Genomic DNA, 17,616 nt, shown 5'->3' on the forward strand with positions numbered 1-17,616 from the left:
GGATGGGGTCACTGCGCATCAAAGGCCGCCTTGAGCCACTGCACCGAAGCCTCGACCAGCACCACATCAAACCGGCAGGGCGGCGGCGACGGCAGGCGCAGCAGGTAGTGCCGCGCCGCAAAAATGATGCGCTGCTGCTTGGTGACGCTGATGCTGGCCCCGGCGCCGCCAAACGCGCTGCCCGCCCGGCTGCGCACCTCCACAAACACCAGCGTGCCGTCCCGCTCGCGCATCACCAGGTCAATCTCGCCACCGCCGCGCCCGGGCGTCCGATAATTGCGCACCACCAGTTGCAGGCCAGCCGCCTGCAGATGGGCCAGAGCCTGGTCCTCCGCCACATTGCCGCGTTCGCGCGTGGTGGCGGCAGGGGCAGCCGGGCCAGAGCCCCCCGCCGGTTTTCTCTTTCCAAGGAATTTCATTGAGCGCATCTTTCGCTTCAGCCCAGGGCGCCGCGCGCGAAGCGGCGGCTGCGCAGCATTATCCCGAGGGCGCCTTGTACGTGGTGGCCACGCCCATCGGCAACTTGGCCGACATCACCCTGCGCGCGCTGCACGTGCTGCAAATGGCCGACACCGTGGCCTGCGAAGACACGCGCCACACGCAGTCCATGCTGCGCGCCTACGGCATCGACAAGGGCGCCGCACAGCTGCTGGCGGTGCACCAGCACAACGAGACCGAGGCCGCGCAGAACGTGGTGCAGCGGCTGCAGCTGGGCCAGCGCGTGGTCTACGTGAGTGACGCTGGCACGCCCGGCGTGAGTGACCCTGGCGCCCGGCTCGTGGCCGCCGTGCAGGCGGCGGGCCTGCGGGCCGTGCCCCTGCCCGGCGCCAGCAGCATCACCACGGCGCTGAGCGTGGCAGGCGCAGTGGCCCACAGCACTGAACATGGCGGTTTTGTGTTCGCAGGGTTTCTACCCGTGAAGAACGCCGAACGCGCCACGGTGATTGCGCAGCAGCTGGCCCCGGAGCCGCGCTGCGTGGTGCTGCTTGAAGCCCCCCACCGCATCAACGAGCTGGCCCAGGCCCTGGCGGTGCTGGGTGATCGTCCGGTAACGCTGGCACGGGAGCTGACCAAGCAGTTCGAGGACGTGACCACGCGGCCCGCCCGGGAGCTGACAGCCTGGCTGGACGGCGCACCCCAGCGCTCGCGCGGCGAGTTTGTGGTGCTGCTGCACCCGGTGGCGGTGGCCAGCGACGATGGCGCCAGCCTGCGGGTGTTGCGCCTGCTGGTGCAGGAGCTGCCGCTGAAAACCGCCGTGCGCCTGGCTGCCGAGATCACGGGTGCATCACGCAATGTGCTGTACGACACGGCCCTGGCGTGGAAGCGCAGCGGCGCGAGCGGGGAAGATGAGGACGAAGCCGGCGACGCCGGGAGCTGATAACACCTCGGATTTCGGGCCAAATTGGCACCTGGCGCTTGATGGACAAGCGCTGATAGCTATATTTTTAATAGCATTTCATCCTCCACAGCGAATCCACCACCGGCCCTGGTGCCGCCCCCCCCTCCAGATCTATCGCCCTGACACCGCCAACCCGGCCGCCACCCCGCCAAACAAATCGCCTTCCACCTGGGGAGTGTCGGGAAACGCCGCTTTGAGCGCCTGCCGCAGCGGCCGCAGGGCCGACGAGCCCCCGGTGAGATAGATCGCATCCAGCCCCTGCACACCCAAGCCCGCCAGCTGCACACATTCCTGCGCGCAGGCGACCACCTGTTCGAGGGGCTGCAACAGGAACTGCGCCAGCCCCTCGGGCGTGACGGCGGCGCCCAGTCCTGCCTCGATCCAGTCCAGAGGCATGAGCGCGTCGGCATCGGCCAGCGACGCGGCGATCTTGGCCTGCTCCACCGTGTTGGCCATGCGGTGCCCCAGGCGCTCGTGCAGCACCCGCATGAGCCGCGCGTGCAGCCGCGCATCGGAATAGTCGGTGCGCAGGTTCTGCGCATCGCGCAGTGCACGCGGCGAGTACAGCCACTGGATCAGGTGCCAGGTGGACAGGTCAAAAAACACCCGGCTGGGCACCTCGCGCCCCGTGGGCCCGGTGTGCCGAAACCCGAGCAAGGGCATCAACAGGTCCAGGCTCAACCGCCGGTCAAAGTCGGTGCCGCCCACGTGCACGCCGGTGGTGGCCAGCACATCACTGCCACGCGCGGCACGCGCCATGCGCTCCGGCCCCAACCGCACCACTGTGAAGTCCGAGGTACCCCCCCCAATGTCCACCACCAGCACCAGGGACTCCTGCGCGATGCGCTGTTCGTAGTCCAGCGCTGCGGCAATCGGCTCCAGCTGGAACGACACCTCGGCAAACCCCGCATCCAGCGCAGCCTGGCGCAACGCATCTTCCGCCTGCTGATCGCGGTCGGCATCCCCATCCACAAAATGCACCGGCCGCCCCATCACCACCCGGGCAGGCATGCCGCCCAGCTCATCGCGCGCCTTTTGCACCAACATGCGCAAGAAGAGGCTGATGATGTCCTGGTAGCTCACCATCTTGTTGTGCACCGCCGTCTTGTCCTGCAGCAGCGCACTGCCGAGCAGGCTCTTGAGCGACCGCATCAGACGCCCCTCGGTGCCTCCCAGATACTGGCCCACGGCATCGCGACCAAAGTGCGTGCGGTGATCCTCTGCGTTGAAGAACAGTGCGGTGGGCAGTGTGTGCGCACTCCCTTCCAGCGCAATCATCCGCGCCAACCCCGCCCCCTGGCGCACGGCCATCGCGGAGTTGGAAGTGCCAAAGTCGATACCGAGGGTGGTGTCCTTCAGGAGGGGCATGGGTGAAGTGTCGAAGCGATGAGGAAGTGTTCAACGCACACCGGCCACAGCCTCGGTGAACGCAAACATCGGATGCGGTGCTGCGGCGAGAAGAATGCTCTGGGCAGCTTGGTGGCGCGACAGGAGACCCGTCCAACGCCTCTCCGAAGCACGACCCAGCGCCGTGGACGCCGCATGCAGAATGGAAAAAGCCCTTGATTAGCAAAAATCAAGGGCTTTTGTTTGGTGGCCTGGGGCGGAATCGAACCACCGACACAAGGATTTTCAATCCTCTGCTCTACCGACTGAGCTACCGGGCCTGAGCCTCAAATTATAACCAGAAAAAAAGGCCGTTTTGGCGAAACCGCCAATAATTTCTTGCAAGCCTACCCGCGTTTGCCCCGGCCGAGATCGACCCCTAGCTGGCGCAGCTTGCGATAAAGGTGCGTGCGCTCAAGGCCCGTCTTTTCGGCCACGCGCGTCATGGAACCGCCTTCGCGGGCCAAGTGGAATTCGAAATAGGCTTTTTCAAAACCATCGCGCGCTTCGCGCAGGGGGCGGTCCAGGTCAAACCCTTGGTGCGCGTGCGGGCCAGCCTCGACGCCAGCCATGATGGCCGACACAGCAGGCAGTTGCGAAAACGTGGGGTCGGCCGGGGTATGGACGGGCGCTGGGGCCGCAGCCACCGGGGCGGACTGGTGGGCAGCGTTGCGTGCCAGGCCCTGCTCCACCGCCTTGAGCAGCTTTTGCAGGGTGATGGGTTTTTCAAGAAACGAGAAGGCGCCGATCCGGGTGGCCTCTACGGCGGTGTCGATGGTGGCGTGGCCACTCATCATGATCACGGGCATCGTCAGCACGCCCGCTGTGGCCCATTCCTTGAGCAACGAAACCCCGTCGGTGTCCGGCATCCAGATGTCGAGCAGCACGAGGTCGTAGGTGTTGCCTGCCCGGGCCGTGCGCGCCTGGGTGGCGTTTTCTGCGAGGTCTACGCTGTGACCTTCGTCGTTCAGGATTTCCGACAGCAGATCACGAATGCCGAGCTCATCGTCGACCACCAGAATGTTTGCCATGTGTGTTGAAGCGCCTTGGGGTACTGCGGGGCGGTGTTGTTATGACGCCACCGCTGGTTCAGGGGCGAATGATAACGACACTTGGGCCCCCCGCACTACGCCATCTTCGGTCCGATTCGACAAGTCAATGCGCGCACCGTGCTCATCGGCAATCTTTTTGACCACGGCCAGACCCAAGCCGGTGCCCCGGGGCTTGGTGGTGACGTAGGGCTCGAAGGCACGCTGCAGGATGTGCGCAGGAAAGCCCCCACCACTGTCGGATACCGTGAGCCGCACGCGGCGCGAGGACTCACTCCAGCGCGTGCTGATGCGTACCGGGGGCACGGGCTCCGAGGTTCCAGCGCGCGCCTGCTCGGTGGCGTCTTGCGCGTTTTGCAGCAGGTTGTGCACAACCTGCCGCAGCTGCTGCGCATCGCCTGCGATAGAGGGGCAGCGCGGGTCCAGCTCGGCTTCTACGCGCACGGCGGCGTTCTCTTCGCCGTAGAGATGGAGCACGTCGGCCACCAGGGCATTGAGGTCCAGTGCATGGAGTTCTGCAGCAGGCAAGCGTGCGTAATCGCGGAATTCGTTGACCAGCCGCTTCATCGCATCGACCTGGTCCACGATGGTCTTGACGGACTTGGCGAGGATGGCCTGTTCAGGGCCGGGCAGCTTGCCAGAGAGCTTCATTTCCAGCCGCTCCGCAGACAGCTGGATGGGCGTGAGCGGGTTCTTGATTTCGTGCGCCAGGCGCCGCGCCACCTCACCCCAAGCCTGCGCGCGCTGGGCGGAAACAATTTCCGAAATGTCGTCAAAAACCAACAGTCTGGCCGAATCGGGCAGTTCCGCCCCCCGCGCAACGAGGCTGGTAGCGTGTTGCCCGACGCCGCCAGAAGACGCATGCAGCTCAAAAGGCTGCTGCCAGTGGTCCAGTCCATGGCGTTCGTGGTCGCCCAGGAAAGCGTCGAAGTGCCCTTGCACCGACGCCGCAAACTCGGCGAGCCCTGGCACTTCCGACAGGGGTCGCCCCTCATAGGCCGCCATCGGTGCCCGCAGGATGCGGGTGGCCCCCGGATTGGACGATCGGATCAAACCTTGGGCATCCAGCACGATCACCCCCGCCGTGAGGTTGTCCAGGATGGTCTGCAGGTTGGCGCGTGCGGCATCGACTTCGCCCATGCTCTGCTCCACGGCATGGCGGGCGTCGGACAACTGCTGGGTCATCAGTGCAAAAGAGCGTGTGAGTCCACCCAGCTCATCCTTGCCCTGCAATGCAGCCTTGGGGCTGAGATTGCCAGCCGCCACCTCGCGCACCCCCTCGGCCAGCACCAGCAGCGGGCGGGCCAGCTGGTTGCCCAGCAGCACCGCCAGCAAAACGGCGCCAAAGACAGCCAGGAACAGGCTCAGCGTAAGCGTGCCCACATACATGCGCCGCAACCCCCCACGGGCCAGGGCTCGCTCCTGGTATTCGCGGTTGGCCTCCTGCACGGCAATGGCGTTGGCCACCAGCGCAGGCGGCAGGGGCAACGTGGCCTGCAGGTATCGGGGCTCCACGAGCAAGCCGACGCTGGGGCTGCTGACCAGCGCCAGCACTTTCACGCGCGCATTCTGTGCCGCGGCAGGGTCCGAAATATCGTCCAGGCCCTCGATCTGCGCGGTGGCGCGCTGCTGCCGCACGGTGCGCAGCAACGCCACGCCTGGCCGGTCGGGGTTCAGGCTAAAGCGCGATTGGCCTGCACTGGCTACCGCCTGGCCCGCAGCATTCCAGAGCACGACGTCGGTGGCTCCCAGCTGGTCGCGGATGCGCTCCAGCACCAGACCAGCCGCGGCATCAGGCACCTGCGCCACTTGGGCACTGGCATTGCGCGCTTTTGAGGCCATGTCGGCGGCCAGCGAATCCAGCGACACACGGGCCAGGTTCACCCCCGCTGAAAGAGCGCCCTCCACTTTCACATCGAACCAGCTCTCAATGGACCGCGTGACAAACTGGTAGGACACCACATAGATCAGCAGCCCCGGCATCAGCCCCACCAGCGCAAAGATGGCCGCAAGCTTGACCAGCAGTCGACTGCCAAAGCGCCCTTTGCGCAAGCGCATGCCCAGCCGCACCGCCACCCACACAAGCACGGCCAGCAGCAGTGCAGCCACCAAAACGTTCACGCCAAAAAGCCAGGCGTAGTTGCGCTCGTACAGCGCGCGGTTGTTAGTGGCCAGGGTGAGCAGGAACAACAGCACCATGCCGATGGCCGACATGATGGCGGCCCCAACCCCCACGGCCCAGCGCACGGCGCGCGACTGGCGTGCGGCGGCATGGGCCGACGCGGAAGCTCCCGTCTGAGAAGACTCTGGAGGGCTCACTTGGCGACGGTCTCTGCAGCCAGGCGTTGGCTGCGGGATACCAGGAGATTCCAGCCGGAGCGCCCCACGGCACCGATCTGGAAGGGTCGGGGCAACTGCGACATATCAAGCCGGAACCGGAAATTGACCGTATGGACGGCATCTGGCTCAATGACATCGCGTTCTGCGATCTTCCATCGCGAAATGCGCTGAATGGCCGACAACGCATCGGCATAACTGTCAAAATTCTGCCCCAAAACCACACCCAGGCCACTGTTGGTGAAAGGTACCGGGGAGATGTTCAGACGCCAACGTCGCGTCAACGGCTGGTAACTTAGCCGCAGATAGCGGGTGGTTTCAGCAACTTGGCGGTCAGACCAGTACCAGCGGTCTCGCAAAACCTGGGCCTCGGCCACGAAGAACATGGGAATGCCCTTGTACAGCGCATCCTCGGCAAGCTCCGGCAGCACAAATTGCAGTGTGGCGCTGAGGTAGAGGCCATCCTCGGCACGGTCCAGCCGAAGTTCGCCCACCTCGGGGTCCACCGGCTGGCCTGCGATGGCCGACTGCACCATTGCGGCCCATGCCACCAAGAGAAAGAGCGCACAGATCGCCACCCAACGAGCCCCACGGAACTCATTGCGGCGATTTTTGCAACAGTGCGTAAAAAAATCCGTCGTGGTCACCCGACCGATTGTCCGGGACAGCTCCGGGCTTGTCCCCGTTGGTGGGAATTAAATGACCCGGCGACGGCAGCAATTGCGCATCGGTGTTGTGTGCAAGAAACGTTTGCACCTGGTCGTCGCCTTCGGCACGGAACACGGAACACGTGCAATACAGCAGCCGTCCGCCAGGGCGCAACAGCGGCCACAGGGTCTTGAGCAACCGGGCCTGCAGGCCTGCAAGCTGCGCAATATCGCTCTCGCGGCGCAGCCAGCGCACATCCGGATGGCGGCGCACGATGCCCGAGGCCGTGCAGGGCGCATCCAGCAAGATGGCATCGAACTGCGCACCATCGCAATGCTGCTGCCACCAGTCTTGCGGACGCGCCGCATCAGCCACCACCACTTGGGCGCGCAGCCCCAGGCGCTGCAAGGTCTCACCAATGCGCGCGCTGCGGGTGGCATCGATCTCCAGCGCAGTGACGTGTATCGGAGCACCAACGCCTGCCCACTCCATAAGGTGGGCGGTTTTACCCCCAGGCGCCGCACAGGCGTCGAGCACCCGCACAGGCCGGGTGAGGTCCAGACCTTCAAGCAACAGAGGCGCAGCCATCTGGGCTGCGGCATCCTGCACCGAGACCCAGCCCTCTTCAAACCCCGGCAGCGATTGCACGGGCACGGGGTGCTGCAATACCAGTCCTACACTCCCAGACGGAATTGCTTCTAAACTGATAGCATCCAGCGCTTTCTGGTAAAGCGCTAGAGTGCTTTTTCGTGCATTGACTCGCAGCGTCATCGGTGCGTGGGCATTGTTGGCCTGCAGAATCTGCTCCCAGTGGTGGGGATGGTCCTTGCGCAGGCGCTCGACCCACCACACCGGATGGTTCCAACGGGCCAGCGGATCGCCATCGGTGCGGGCAACCAGCGCTTCGCGTTCGCGCAGAAAGCGGCGCAAGCAACCGTTGAGGAATGAAGCCTGCGCACGCGTGGACGCGCTGCGTTTGGCCGCTTCCACCACCTGGTTCACCAAGGTGAACGGCTCGTACGGCGACTCCTCAGGGTTCCAGCACAGCGCCAGCGCCGTACACAACAGCGCATCCGCAGCCGGTGGAGGCGTGCGTGCAACCATCTGGCGGCGCAACGCCTCGGCCCGTCCGGCCTGGCGCAGCACCTGGAACAGGAGAGACTGCACCCCAGGGCGCAGAGCTGTGTCTACCGCCGCCAGTGCTGCGGTGCCCGACTGCCCTGTGCGAATGGCCTGCAAGGCACTGGCCACAGCCTCCAACTGTTGCCATAGCGCTACGGGCTGACCGCCCGCCCCCGGGCGACTGGCACCGCCCGGGCCGGAAAGCGTCCGGTCACGGGCTGGCGCGTTGTTGGCTCTGTCGGCTCGCTTGTTAGGCCCGGGGCGGGACGCAGGGCGTGGGGGTTGTTGTCGTGGTGCGGGTGGGTTCATTGTGGTCCTGGCAACCTTTCTACAGCCCGCGGGCGGCCTTGAATCCGAACACCCAGGCCAGCAGGTTGGCTGGAAACTGGGCAATGGCAGCGTTGTAGTGCAACACCGCTTCGTTGAAAACACGCATCGCCTGGTCGTTCTGCAGAACATGCTCGTCCCACCGAACCTGCCACAGCGACGGAGACACGGGCGGCGCGTCCGCAGCGGCGGTAGCCACAGACGTCTGCGCCCGGGTCGCTTGCCCACTGTTGTGTGTGGCCTTCTGCCAGGACGCATGGAGCACCTCGCGCGCTGCCGCCAAGGCGGCCACCGCGTCTGGCTGCAAGGGACGCGCCCGCGCCATGGCCAAGGATGCGCTCAACTGGGTGGTGGCGCCTTGCAGTGCCGCCATCTCTGGCTCCGTGCCACCTGCCGAGGGGACCTGCTGTACGGCTTGCGCCGCACCATACTCACCCATCAAAGACAGCTGGCGCACCATGTGAGCGTCAAAGCTGCCAAACGCCTGCACAACGGCCGAGCGCAGCCGCATCAGGCGGTTGTAGGCGCCCAGCGCCCAAAAAGCGGCAATGGCAAAAACAATCCAGAAAAGGGGCGATGACCACATGCACAGTTGCCGTCCTCGCGTGCACCACGCGTTACGGCCCGATAAGGAAATGAGGGAGAAAGGCGAAGACTACGAAAGATCGAAGTGCGGGTTCCAGAAAAAAGCTCCCGGCCTGCCAGGGACAGGACGGGAGCTTTTCAGAGGCGGCCCGAAGGCTTAGTCAGCGGCTGCGTCGGTCGCGGTGGAGGTGCTGCCCTCGACTTCCGTTGCTTCACCCTGGGCTTCCATCTCGGCGGCTTCGGCTTCGGCAATGGCGCGGCGCTCGGCGTCGTCCATGGCGTCCTTGGCCTTGCGTGCCTGGTGGTAGGCCATGCCGGTACCGGCCGGGATCAGGCGACCCACGATCACGTTTTCCTTCAGGCCACGCAGCTCGTCGCGCTTGCCCATGATGGCAGCCTCGGTGAGCACGCGGGTCGTTTCCTGGAAGGAAGCGGCCGAGATGAACGAGTCGGTCGACAGCGAAGCCTTGGTGATACCCAGCAGCAGGTTGCTGTAGGTCGCGGGGATCTTGCCTTCGGCCTGCAACGCATCGTTGGTGTTGAGGATCTCGGAACGCTCGATCTGTTCACCGGCGATGTAGTTGGACTCGCCAACGTTCTCGACCACGACGCGGCGCAGCATCTGGCGAACGATCACCTCGATGTGCTTGTCGTTGATCTTCACACCCTGCAAGCGGTACACATCCTGCACTTCATCAACGATGTAGCGCGACAGCTCTTCGATACCCAGCAAACGCAGGATGTCTTGTGGGTCTGCCGGGCCGTCCACAATTGATTCGCCCTTGTTCACCACCTGGCCTTCGTGCACCAGGATGTTCTTTTCCTTGGGCACGAGTTCTTCGAACACATGGCCTTCAGGATCAGTGATCTGCAAGCGGACCTTGCCCTTGGTTTCCTTGCCGAACGACACGGTACCGGTCATCTCGGCCAGCGTGCCCTTGTCCTTCGGCGTACGGGCTTCGAACAGCTCGGCCACACGGGGCAGACCGCCGGTAATGTCGCGGGTCTTCTGACCTTCGACCGGGATACGGGCCAGCACTTCGCCGGGGCCCACGTCCTGGCCGTCGCGCACCTGAATCAGAGCGCCCACCTGGAAGCCGATGGTCACCGAGTGGTCGGTGCCAGGGATCTTCACTTCGTTGCCCTGGGCGTCGATCAGCTTCACCTGCGGACGCACGACCTTGGCAGCGCCACGGCGCTTCGGATCGATCACCACCAGCGTGGACAGGCCGGTCACTTCGTCGACCTGCTTGGCCACCGTGAGACCTTCTTCGACGTTCTCGAACTTGGTCTGACCGGCGAACTCGGTGATGATGGGGCGCGTCAGCGGATCCCAGTTGGCGAGGATGGTGCCAGCCTTGATGGTCTGGTCGGCCTTGACCGTCAGCGTTGCACCGTAAGGCACCTTGTGGCGTTCGCGCTCGCGGCCATGCTCGTCGTGGATGATGATTTCACCCGAACGCGCAATCACCACCAGCTCACCCTTGGTGTTGCTCACGTAGCGCATCGTGGCGTTGAAGCCGATCACGCCGTTGGACTTGGCTTCCACGCTCGATGCGATGGCAGCGCGCGATGCGGCACCACCGATGTGGAACGTGCGCATGGTCAGCTGCGTGCCGGGTTCACCGATAGACTGGGCAGCAATCACACCCACGGCTTCGCCGAGGTTGATCAGGCCGCCACGGCCCAAGTCGCGGCCATAGCACTTGGCGCACAGGCCGTAGCGGGTTTCGCAGGTCAGTGCCGTGCGAACCTTCACTTCGTCCACGCCAGCCGCTTCGAGTTCTTCGATGAGGTCTTCGTCGAGCATGACACCCGCTGAGACCAGCACCGAGCGGTTCTCGGGGTGCAGCACGTCTTCAGCCGCCGTGCGGCCCAGGATACGGTCGCGCAGCGATTCGATCACTTCACCGCCTTCGACGATGGCGCGCATCAGCGAACCATTGGAAGTGCCGCAATCTTCTTCGGTCACCACCAGATCCTGCGTCACGTCCACCAGACGGCGGGTCAGGTAACCCGAGTTGGCGGTCTTCAGCGCCGTGTCGGCCAGACCCTTACGGGCACCGTGGGTGGAGATGAAGTACTCCAGCACGTTCAGACCTTCGCGGAAGTTCGCGGTGATAGGCGTTTCGATGATCGAGCCATCCGGCTTGGCCATCAGACCCCGCATACCGGCCACCTGACGAATCTGTGCTGCGGAACCGCGAGCGCCAGAGTCGGCCATCATGTAGATGGAGTTGAAGGACTCCTGGTCCACTTCCTTGCCGTGGCGGTCCATGACCTTCTGCTTGGACAGCTGGGCCATCATCACCTTGGACACTTCGTCGCCGGCCTTGCCCCAGATGTCCACCACCTTGTTGTAGCGCTCGCCAGAGGTGACCAGACCGGACACATACTGCTGTTCGATCTCCTTCACTTCCTTCTCGGAACGCTCGATGATGCCGGCCTTTTGTGGCGGCACCAGCATGTCATCAATGGCGATCGAGATGCCGGCGCGCGTGGCGAGACGGAAGCCGTTTTGCAGCAGCTTGTCGGCGAACACGACCGTTTCCTTCAGACCGCACTTGCGGAACGAGACGTTGATCAGGCGCGAGATTTCCTTCTTCTTGAGCGCCTTGTTCATGTTGGAGAACGGCAGGCCCTTGGGAAGAATCTCGGACAGCAGCGCACGGCCGGCCGTGGTTTCCACGAGCGAGGTGGATGGAACGAATTCGCCCGTTTCCTTGTTCTTGGTCCACTCGGTCATGCGCACCGTGATCTTGGCGGCCAGTTCGACCTCGCCGGCGTCCAGAGCACGTTGCACTTCACCGGTATCGGCAAACACCAGGCCTTCGCCCTTGCCGTTGATGCGATCGCGGGTGGCGTAGTACAGGCCCAGCACCACGTCCTGCGAAGGAACGATGGAGGGTTCGCCCGACGCAGGGAACAGCACGTTGTTGGAGGCCAGCATCAGCGTGCGGGCTTCCATCTGCGCTTCCACCGACAGCGGGACGTGGACAGCCATCTGGTCACCGTCGAAGTCGGCGTTGAAAGCCGCGCAAACGAGGGGGTGCAGCTGAATGGCCTTGCCTTCGATCAGGATGGGCTCAAAGGCCTGGATACCCAAACGGTGCAGCGTAGGCGCACGGTTCAGCATCACGGGGTGCTCTTTGATCACCTCTTCCAGGATGTCCCACACCACGGGGGTGCCGGATTCGACTTCCTTCTTGGCGGCCTTGATCGTCGTCGCGATGCCCATGGCTTCGAGGCGCGAGAAGATGAAAGGCTTGAACAGCTCCAGCGCCATCAGCTTGGGCAGGCCGCACTGGTGCAGCTTGAGCGTTGGGCCCACGGTAATCACGGAACGACCGGAGTAGTCCACGCGCTTGCCCAGCAAGTTCTGGCGGAAACGGCCGGACTTGCCCTTGATCATGTCGGCCAGCGACTTCAGCGCGCGCTTGTTGGCGCCCGTCATGGCCTTGCCACGGCGGCCGTTGTCCAGCAGCGAGTCAACCGCTTCCTGCAGCATCCGCTTTTCGTTGCGGGCGATGATTTCAGGGGCCTTCAGCTCCAGCAGGCGGCGCAGACGCGAGTTGCGGTTGATGACGCGGCGATACAGGTCGTTCAGGTCGGAGGTCGCAAAGCGGCCGCCGTCCAGCGGCACCAGCGGACGCAGGTCCGGTGGCAGCACGGGCAGCACTTCGAGCACCATCCACTCGGGCTTGATGCCCGACTTCTTGAACGCTTCGAGCACCTTCAGGCGCTTGGCGTTCTTCTTGACCTTGACTTCAGAGCCGGTGAGGTCGCCACGCAGGCGCTCAATCGACATGTCGATGTCGATGGATTCCAGCAGGTCCTTGATACCCTCAGCGCCCATCTTGGCGATGAATTCGTCGCCGTATTCCTTGCGCTTGGCGTCGTAGTCGTCCTCGGACATGATGCTGAACTTCTTCAGCGGCGTCATGCCGGGGTCGGTCACCACATAGGCTTCAAAGTACAGCACGCGCTCAATGTCGCGCAGCGTCATGTCCAGCACCAGGCCCAGACGCGATGGCAGCGACTTCAGGAACCAGATGTGGGCGCAGGGCGCGGCCAGGTCGATGTGGCCCATGCGCTCGCGGCGCACCTTGGTCTGCGTGACTTCAACGCCGCACTTCTCGCAGATCACACCACGGTGCTTGAGGCGCTTGTACTTGCCGCACAGGCATTCGTAGTCCTTGATGGGACCAAAAATCTTGGCGCAGAACAGGCCGTCGCGCTCGGGCTTGAAAGTGCGGTAGTTGATGGTTTCGGGCTTCTTCACTTCGCCAAAAGACCACGAACGGATCTTTTCGGGAGAAGCCATGCCGATGCGGATGGCATCGAAATGCTCGTCCGGCGTGAATTGCTTGAACAGGTCGAGTAGCGATTTCATAGTGACTCTTTCCTTTTCTGCTTAGGAGCGTTCCAGCTCGATGTCCAGGCCCAGCGAACGGATTTCCTTGACCAGCACGTTGAACGATTCCGGCATGCCGGCTTCGATGGCGTGTTCGCCCTTGACAATGGATTCGTACACCTTGGTACGGCCCACCACGTCGTCGGACTTCACGGTCAGCATTTCCTGGAGGACGTAGGCGGCGCCGTAAGCTTCCAGCGCCCACACTTCCATTTCCCCGAAACGCTGGCCACCAAACTGCGCCTTACCACCCAGCGGCTGCTGCGTGACGAGCGAGTAAGGACCGGTCGAGCGGGCATGCATCTTGTCGTCCACCAAATGGTGCAGCTTCAGGTAGTGCATGTAACCAATGGTGGTCGGACGCTCGAAGCGCTCGCCCGTACGGCCATCGAACAGGTACGCCTGCGTGCGGGTGGGCGTGAGGCCCTTGCGCTCTGCAATGTCGTCTGGGTAGGCGATCTTGAGCATGTCCTTGATTTCTTCTTCCGAAGCACCATCGAACACGGGCGTCGCATAAGGCACACCGTTGGTCAGGTTGGCAGCCATGGCCATCACGTCGTCATCGCTGAGCAGCGACAGGTCTTCCGTGCGGCCGCGCGAGTTGTACACCTCTTCGAGGAACTTGCGCATGTCGGCGGCCTTGGCCTGTTCCTGCAGCATGTTGCCGATGCGTTGGCCAATGCCCTTGCCGGCCCAGCCCAGGTGGACTTCCAGCACCTGACCAATGTTCATCCGCGAGGGCACGCCCAGCGGGTTCAGAACGATATCGGCAGGTGTGCCGTCGGCCATGTAAGGCATGTCTTCGACCGGAACGATCTTGGAGACCACACCCTTGTTACCGTGGCGGCCGGCCATCTTGTCACCTGGCTGCAGACGGCGCTTGACGGCCAAGTACACCTTGACCATCTTCAGCACGCCAGCTGGCAACTCGTCGCCTTGCGTGAGCTTCTTGCGCTTTTCTTCAAAAGCCAGGTCGAAGCTGTGGCGCGTCTGCTCCAGCGCGTTCTTGATGGACTCGAGTTGCGTAGCTACTTCGTCTTCAGCCGGGCGGATGTCGAACCAGTGGAACTTCTCGACGGAAGACAGGTAGGCCTTGTCGATCTTCGTGCCCTTGGCCAACTTCTGCGGGCCGCCGTTGGCCACACGGCCGTTGAGCAGCTTCTCGATACGGTCGAAGGCGTCAGCCTCCACGATGCGCAGCTGGTCGTTCAGGTCCAGGCGGAAGCGCTTGAGTTCATCGTCGATGATCTGCTGGGCGCGCTTGTCGCGCTGGATGCCTTCGCGGGTGAAGACCTGCACGTCGATCACGGTGCCCGACGAGCCTTGGTCCACGCGCAGCGAGGTATCCTTCACGTCGGAAGCCTTCTCGCCGAAGATGGCGCGCAGCAGCTTCTCTTCAGGCGTGAGCGTCGTTTCGCCCTTGGGCGTGACCTTGCCCACCAGCGTATCGCCAGGTTGCACTTCGGCGCCCACGTAGATGATGCCGGACTCGTCCAGGCGGTTCAGTTGCTGCTCCGACAGGTTCGGAATGTCGCGCGTGATTTCTTCGGCGCCCAGCTTCGTGTCGCGCGCCATGACCACGAGTTCCTCGATGTGGATCGAGGTATAGCGGTCTTCGGCCACCACGCGTTCGGAGATCAGGATCGAGTCTTCGAAGTTGTAGCCGTTCCAAGGCATGAACGCAATCAGCATGTTCTGGCCGATGGCGATTTCGCCGAAGTCCGTCGATGCGCCGTCGGCGATCACGTCACCCTTGACCAGCATATCGCCCTTCTTGACGATGGGGCGCTGGTGGATATTGGTGTTCTGGTTAGAACGCTGGTACTTGATGAGGTTGTAGATGTCCACACCCACTTCACCAGCCACGGCTTCGGCATCGTTGACGCGGATCACGATACGGGTCGCATCCACATAGTCCACCACACCGCCACGGGTCGCCGTCACGACGGTGCCCGAGTCCACGGCAGCCACGCGCTCGATGCCCGTGCCCACCAGCGGCTTTTCAGGACGCAGCACTGGCACGGCCTGGCGCGACATGTTGGCGCCCATCAGCGCGCGGTTCGCATCATCGTGTTCCAGGAAGGGCACCAGCGAAGCCGCGACCGACACGATCTGCGCGGGCGACACGTCCATGTACTGCACGCGGTCTGCACCACACAGAATGGATTCACCCTTCTCACGGGCAGACACCAGATCACCCGTCAAACGGCCATCCTTGTCGAGCACGGCATTCGCCTGCGCGATCACGTACTTGCCTTCTTCGATGGCGGAGAGGTAGTCGATCTCGTTCGTGACCTTGCCATCCACCACGCGACGGTAAGGGGTTTCGATGAAACCGTACTCGTTCAGCCGAGCGTACAGAGCCAGCGAGTTGATCAGGCCGATGTTAGGGCCTTCAGGCGTTTCGATAGGGCAGACGCGGCCGTAATGGGTTACGTGCACGTCGCGCACTTCGAAGCCTGCGCGTTCGCGGGTCAGACCACCCGGGCCCAGGGCGGAAACACGGCGCTTGTGCGTGATTTCGGCCAGCGGGTTGGTCTGGTCCATGAACTGCGACAGCTGCGACGCACCGAAGAATTCCTTCAGGGCGGCCGAAATCGGCTTGCTGTTGATCAGGTCGTGGGGCATGAGCGGCTCTTGCTCGGCCTGGCCCAGACGCTCCTTCACGGCCTTTTCGATACGTGCCAGGCCCGTGCGGTACTGGTTTTCGGCCAGTTCGCCCACGCAGCGCACGCGCCGGTTGCCCAGGTGATCGATGTCATCGACTTCGCCGTTGCCGTTGCGCAGGTCCACCAGAATCTTGACCACAGCCAGGATGTCTTCGTTGGACAGCACCATGGGGCCAGTGGATTCGTCGCGGCCAATCTTGGCGTTGAACTTCATGCGGCCCACACGCGACAGGTCGTACGTGTCGGGGTTGTAGAACAGGCGCTGGAACAGGGCCTGCACGGCGTCTTCCGTAGGCGGCTCGCCGGGGCGCATCATGCGGTAGATGGCCACGCGTGCAGCAAATTCGTCCACCGTTTCGTCGATGCGCAGGGTCTGCGACATGTACGCCCCCTGGTCGAGTTCATTGGTGTAGATGCACTGTACGTCTTGCACACCAGCGCTGCGCAGCTTCTTGAGCAGCGCTTCGGTCAGCTCGTCATTGGCCTTGGCGATGATCTCACCCGTGTCCGCATCCACAATGTTGCGGGCCACGACACGACCTATCAGGAAGTCTTCGGGCACGCTAATGTGCGTGGTACCAGACTGTTCCAGTTCGCGGGTGTGGCGGGCCGTCACGCGCTTGTCCTTGGCCACTACGACCTTGCCGGACTTGTCGGTGATGTCAAAACGGGCCACTTCACCACGCAGACGCTCGGACACAAATTCCATTTGTGCACCGCTGTCCATCAAGCGGAAGTTATCGTTGACGAAGAAGTTCGCCAGGATAGATTCTGGATTCAGGCCGATGGCCTTGAGCAGGATCGTGACCGGCATCTTGCGGCGACGGTCCACGCGGAAGTACAGGATGTCCTTGGGGTCGAACTCGAAGTCGAGCCAAGAGCCACGGTAAGGAATGATGCGTGCAGAGAACAGCAGCTTGCCCGAGCTGTGGGTCTTGCCCTTGTCATGCTCGAAAAACACACCCGGCGAACGGTGCAGCTGCGACACGATCACACGCTCGGTGCCGTTGATGATGAACGAGCCCTTGTCGGTCATCAGGGGCACTTCACCCATGTAGACCTCTTGCTCCTTCACTTCCTTGACCACCTTGGACTGCGACGTCGAGGACTCGCGGTCATAGATGATCAGTTGCACCTTGGCGCGCACAGCCGAGGCGAAAGTCAGACCACGGGTCTGGCACTCGCGCACATCAAAAGCTGGCTTGGCCAGGTTGTATTCAATGAACTTCATCTCCACAAAACCGTTGTGGGAGACGATAGGAAAGGCAGCGTCGAATGCAGCCTGAAGGCCTTCGATGGTTCTTTTCTGGGGTGCTTTATCAGCCTGCAAGAAAGCGGTGTAGGCGTCCTTCTGCATCTGCAGCAGATAAGGAACTTCGAGCACGCTATCGCGGGTGCCGAAACTTTTGCGAATTCGCTTGCGTTCGGTGTAGGAATAGGCCATGAGATCTCCGGGCAAAGACATGAGTCCTGGGTCTTCGACGACTGACCCGCAAGGAGCGCTGTCCTTACGGGCTTGGCGGTTGGCCACTACCAACCATGGCGGACGGTGATGCGTTGCACATCACCCGAACCAAGGCGTCTTCTGCTGTCGGGGTTGTCAGAAGACACTCGAAAACCAGCGTTTGCACGGCGGCTTTCGGGTGCGCTCTGAAAGCACCAAAGGCTGGAGGCCCTTTG

Annotated in this window: 10 protein-coding genes and 1 tRNA gene; 1 reads left to right on the forward strand and 10 read right to left on the reverse strand. The window is 63.1% G+C overall.

From position 1 onward, the window contains the following. Positions 1-8 precede the first annotated feature (8 nt). On the reverse strand, positions 9-419 hold the full coding sequence (locus ACQ4MJ_RS19045; protein ID WP_055398398.1) for a YraN family protein: 411 nt from the start codon (positions 417-419) through the stop codon (positions 9-11). Here ACQ4MJ_RS19045 and rsmI point away from each other — a divergent pair. Beyond that, positions 419-1,378 carry a 16S rRNA (cytidine(1402)-2'-O)-methyltransferase gene (gene rsmI / locus ACQ4MJ_RS19050; protein ID WP_431151617.1) on the forward strand — a complete coding sequence of 320 codons (960 nt, stop codon included), beginning with the start codon at positions 419-421 and terminating at the stop codon, positions 1,376-1,378. The two genes, ACQ4MJ_RS19045 and rsmI, sit on opposite strands and share 1 nt — an antisense overlap. 132 nt (positions 1,379-1,510) lie before the next feature. On the opposite strand, the gene ACQ4MJ_RS19055 is transcribed toward rsmI, so the two are convergent. The 9 genes from ACQ4MJ_RS19055 to rpoB form a co-directional block, all read right to left on the reverse strand. Next, the gene (locus ACQ4MJ_RS19055; RefSeq protein WP_431151615.1) at positions 1,511-2,767 is read right to left on the reverse strand and encodes an Hsp70 family protein; all 1,257 of its coding nucleotides are present in this window, start codon (positions 2,765-2,767) and stop codon (positions 1,511-1,513) included. A gap of 223 nt (positions 2,768-2,990) precedes the next feature. Next, positions 2,991-3,066: transfer RNA gene (locus tag ACQ4MJ_RS19060), tRNA-Phe, on the reverse strand. A gap of 66 nt (positions 3,067-3,132) precedes the next feature. After that, complete coding sequence (locus tag ACQ4MJ_RS19065) at positions 3,133-3,816, reverse strand: response regulator (protein WP_121422031.1); 684 nt, start codon at positions 3,814-3,816, stop codon at positions 3,133-3,135. A gap of 39 nt (positions 3,817-3,855) precedes the next feature. After that, positions 3,856-6,153, reverse strand: a complete 2,298-nt coding sequence (locus ACQ4MJ_RS19070; protein ID WP_431151614.1) for an ATP-binding protein — start codon at positions 6,151-6,153, stop codon at positions 3,856-3,858. Beyond that, on the reverse strand, positions 6,150-6,707 hold the full coding sequence (locus ACQ4MJ_RS19075; RefSeq protein WP_431153046.1) for a DUF4390 domain-containing protein: 558 nt from the start codon (positions 6,705-6,707) through the stop codon (positions 6,150-6,152). The genes ACQ4MJ_RS19070 and ACQ4MJ_RS19075 overlap by 4 nt, the downstream gene beginning before the upstream one ends. Positions 6,708-6,768: 61 nt before the next feature. Beyond that, positions 6,769-8,079 (reverse strand): 16S rRNA (cytosine(967)-C(5))-methyltransferase RsmB, encoded by a 1,311-nt coding sequence (gene rsmB, locus ACQ4MJ_RS19080; RefSeq protein ID WP_431173666.1) that lies wholly within the window; start codon positions 8,077-8,079, stop codon positions 6,769-6,771. A gap of 190 nt (positions 8,080-8,269) precedes the next feature. After that, complete coding sequence (locus ACQ4MJ_RS19085; RefSeq protein ID WP_431151612.1) at positions 8,270-8,854, reverse strand: LemA family protein; 585 nt, start codon at positions 8,852-8,854, stop codon at positions 8,270-8,272. Positions 8,855-9,010: 156 nt separating this feature from the next. Continuing rightward, on the reverse strand, positions 9,011-13,246 hold the full coding sequence (gene rpoC, locus ACQ4MJ_RS19090; protein ID WP_055398513.1) for a DNA-directed RNA polymerase subunit beta': 4,236 nt from the start codon (positions 13,244-13,246) through the stop codon (positions 9,011-9,013). A gap of 21 nt (positions 13,247-13,267) precedes the next feature. Then, on the reverse strand, positions 13,268-17,380 hold the full coding sequence (gene rpoB / locus ACQ4MJ_RS19095) for a DNA-directed RNA polymerase subunit beta (protein WP_055398512.1): 4,113 nt from the start codon (positions 17,378-17,380) through the stop codon (positions 13,268-13,270). Positions 17,381-17,616 lie beyond the last annotated feature (236 nt).

This window comes from Acidovorax facilis (assembly GCF_050626955.1).
GTDB classification, from domain to species: domain Bacteria; phylum Pseudomonadota; class Gammaproteobacteria; order Burkholderiales; family Burkholderiaceae_C; genus Acidovorax; species Acidovorax facilis.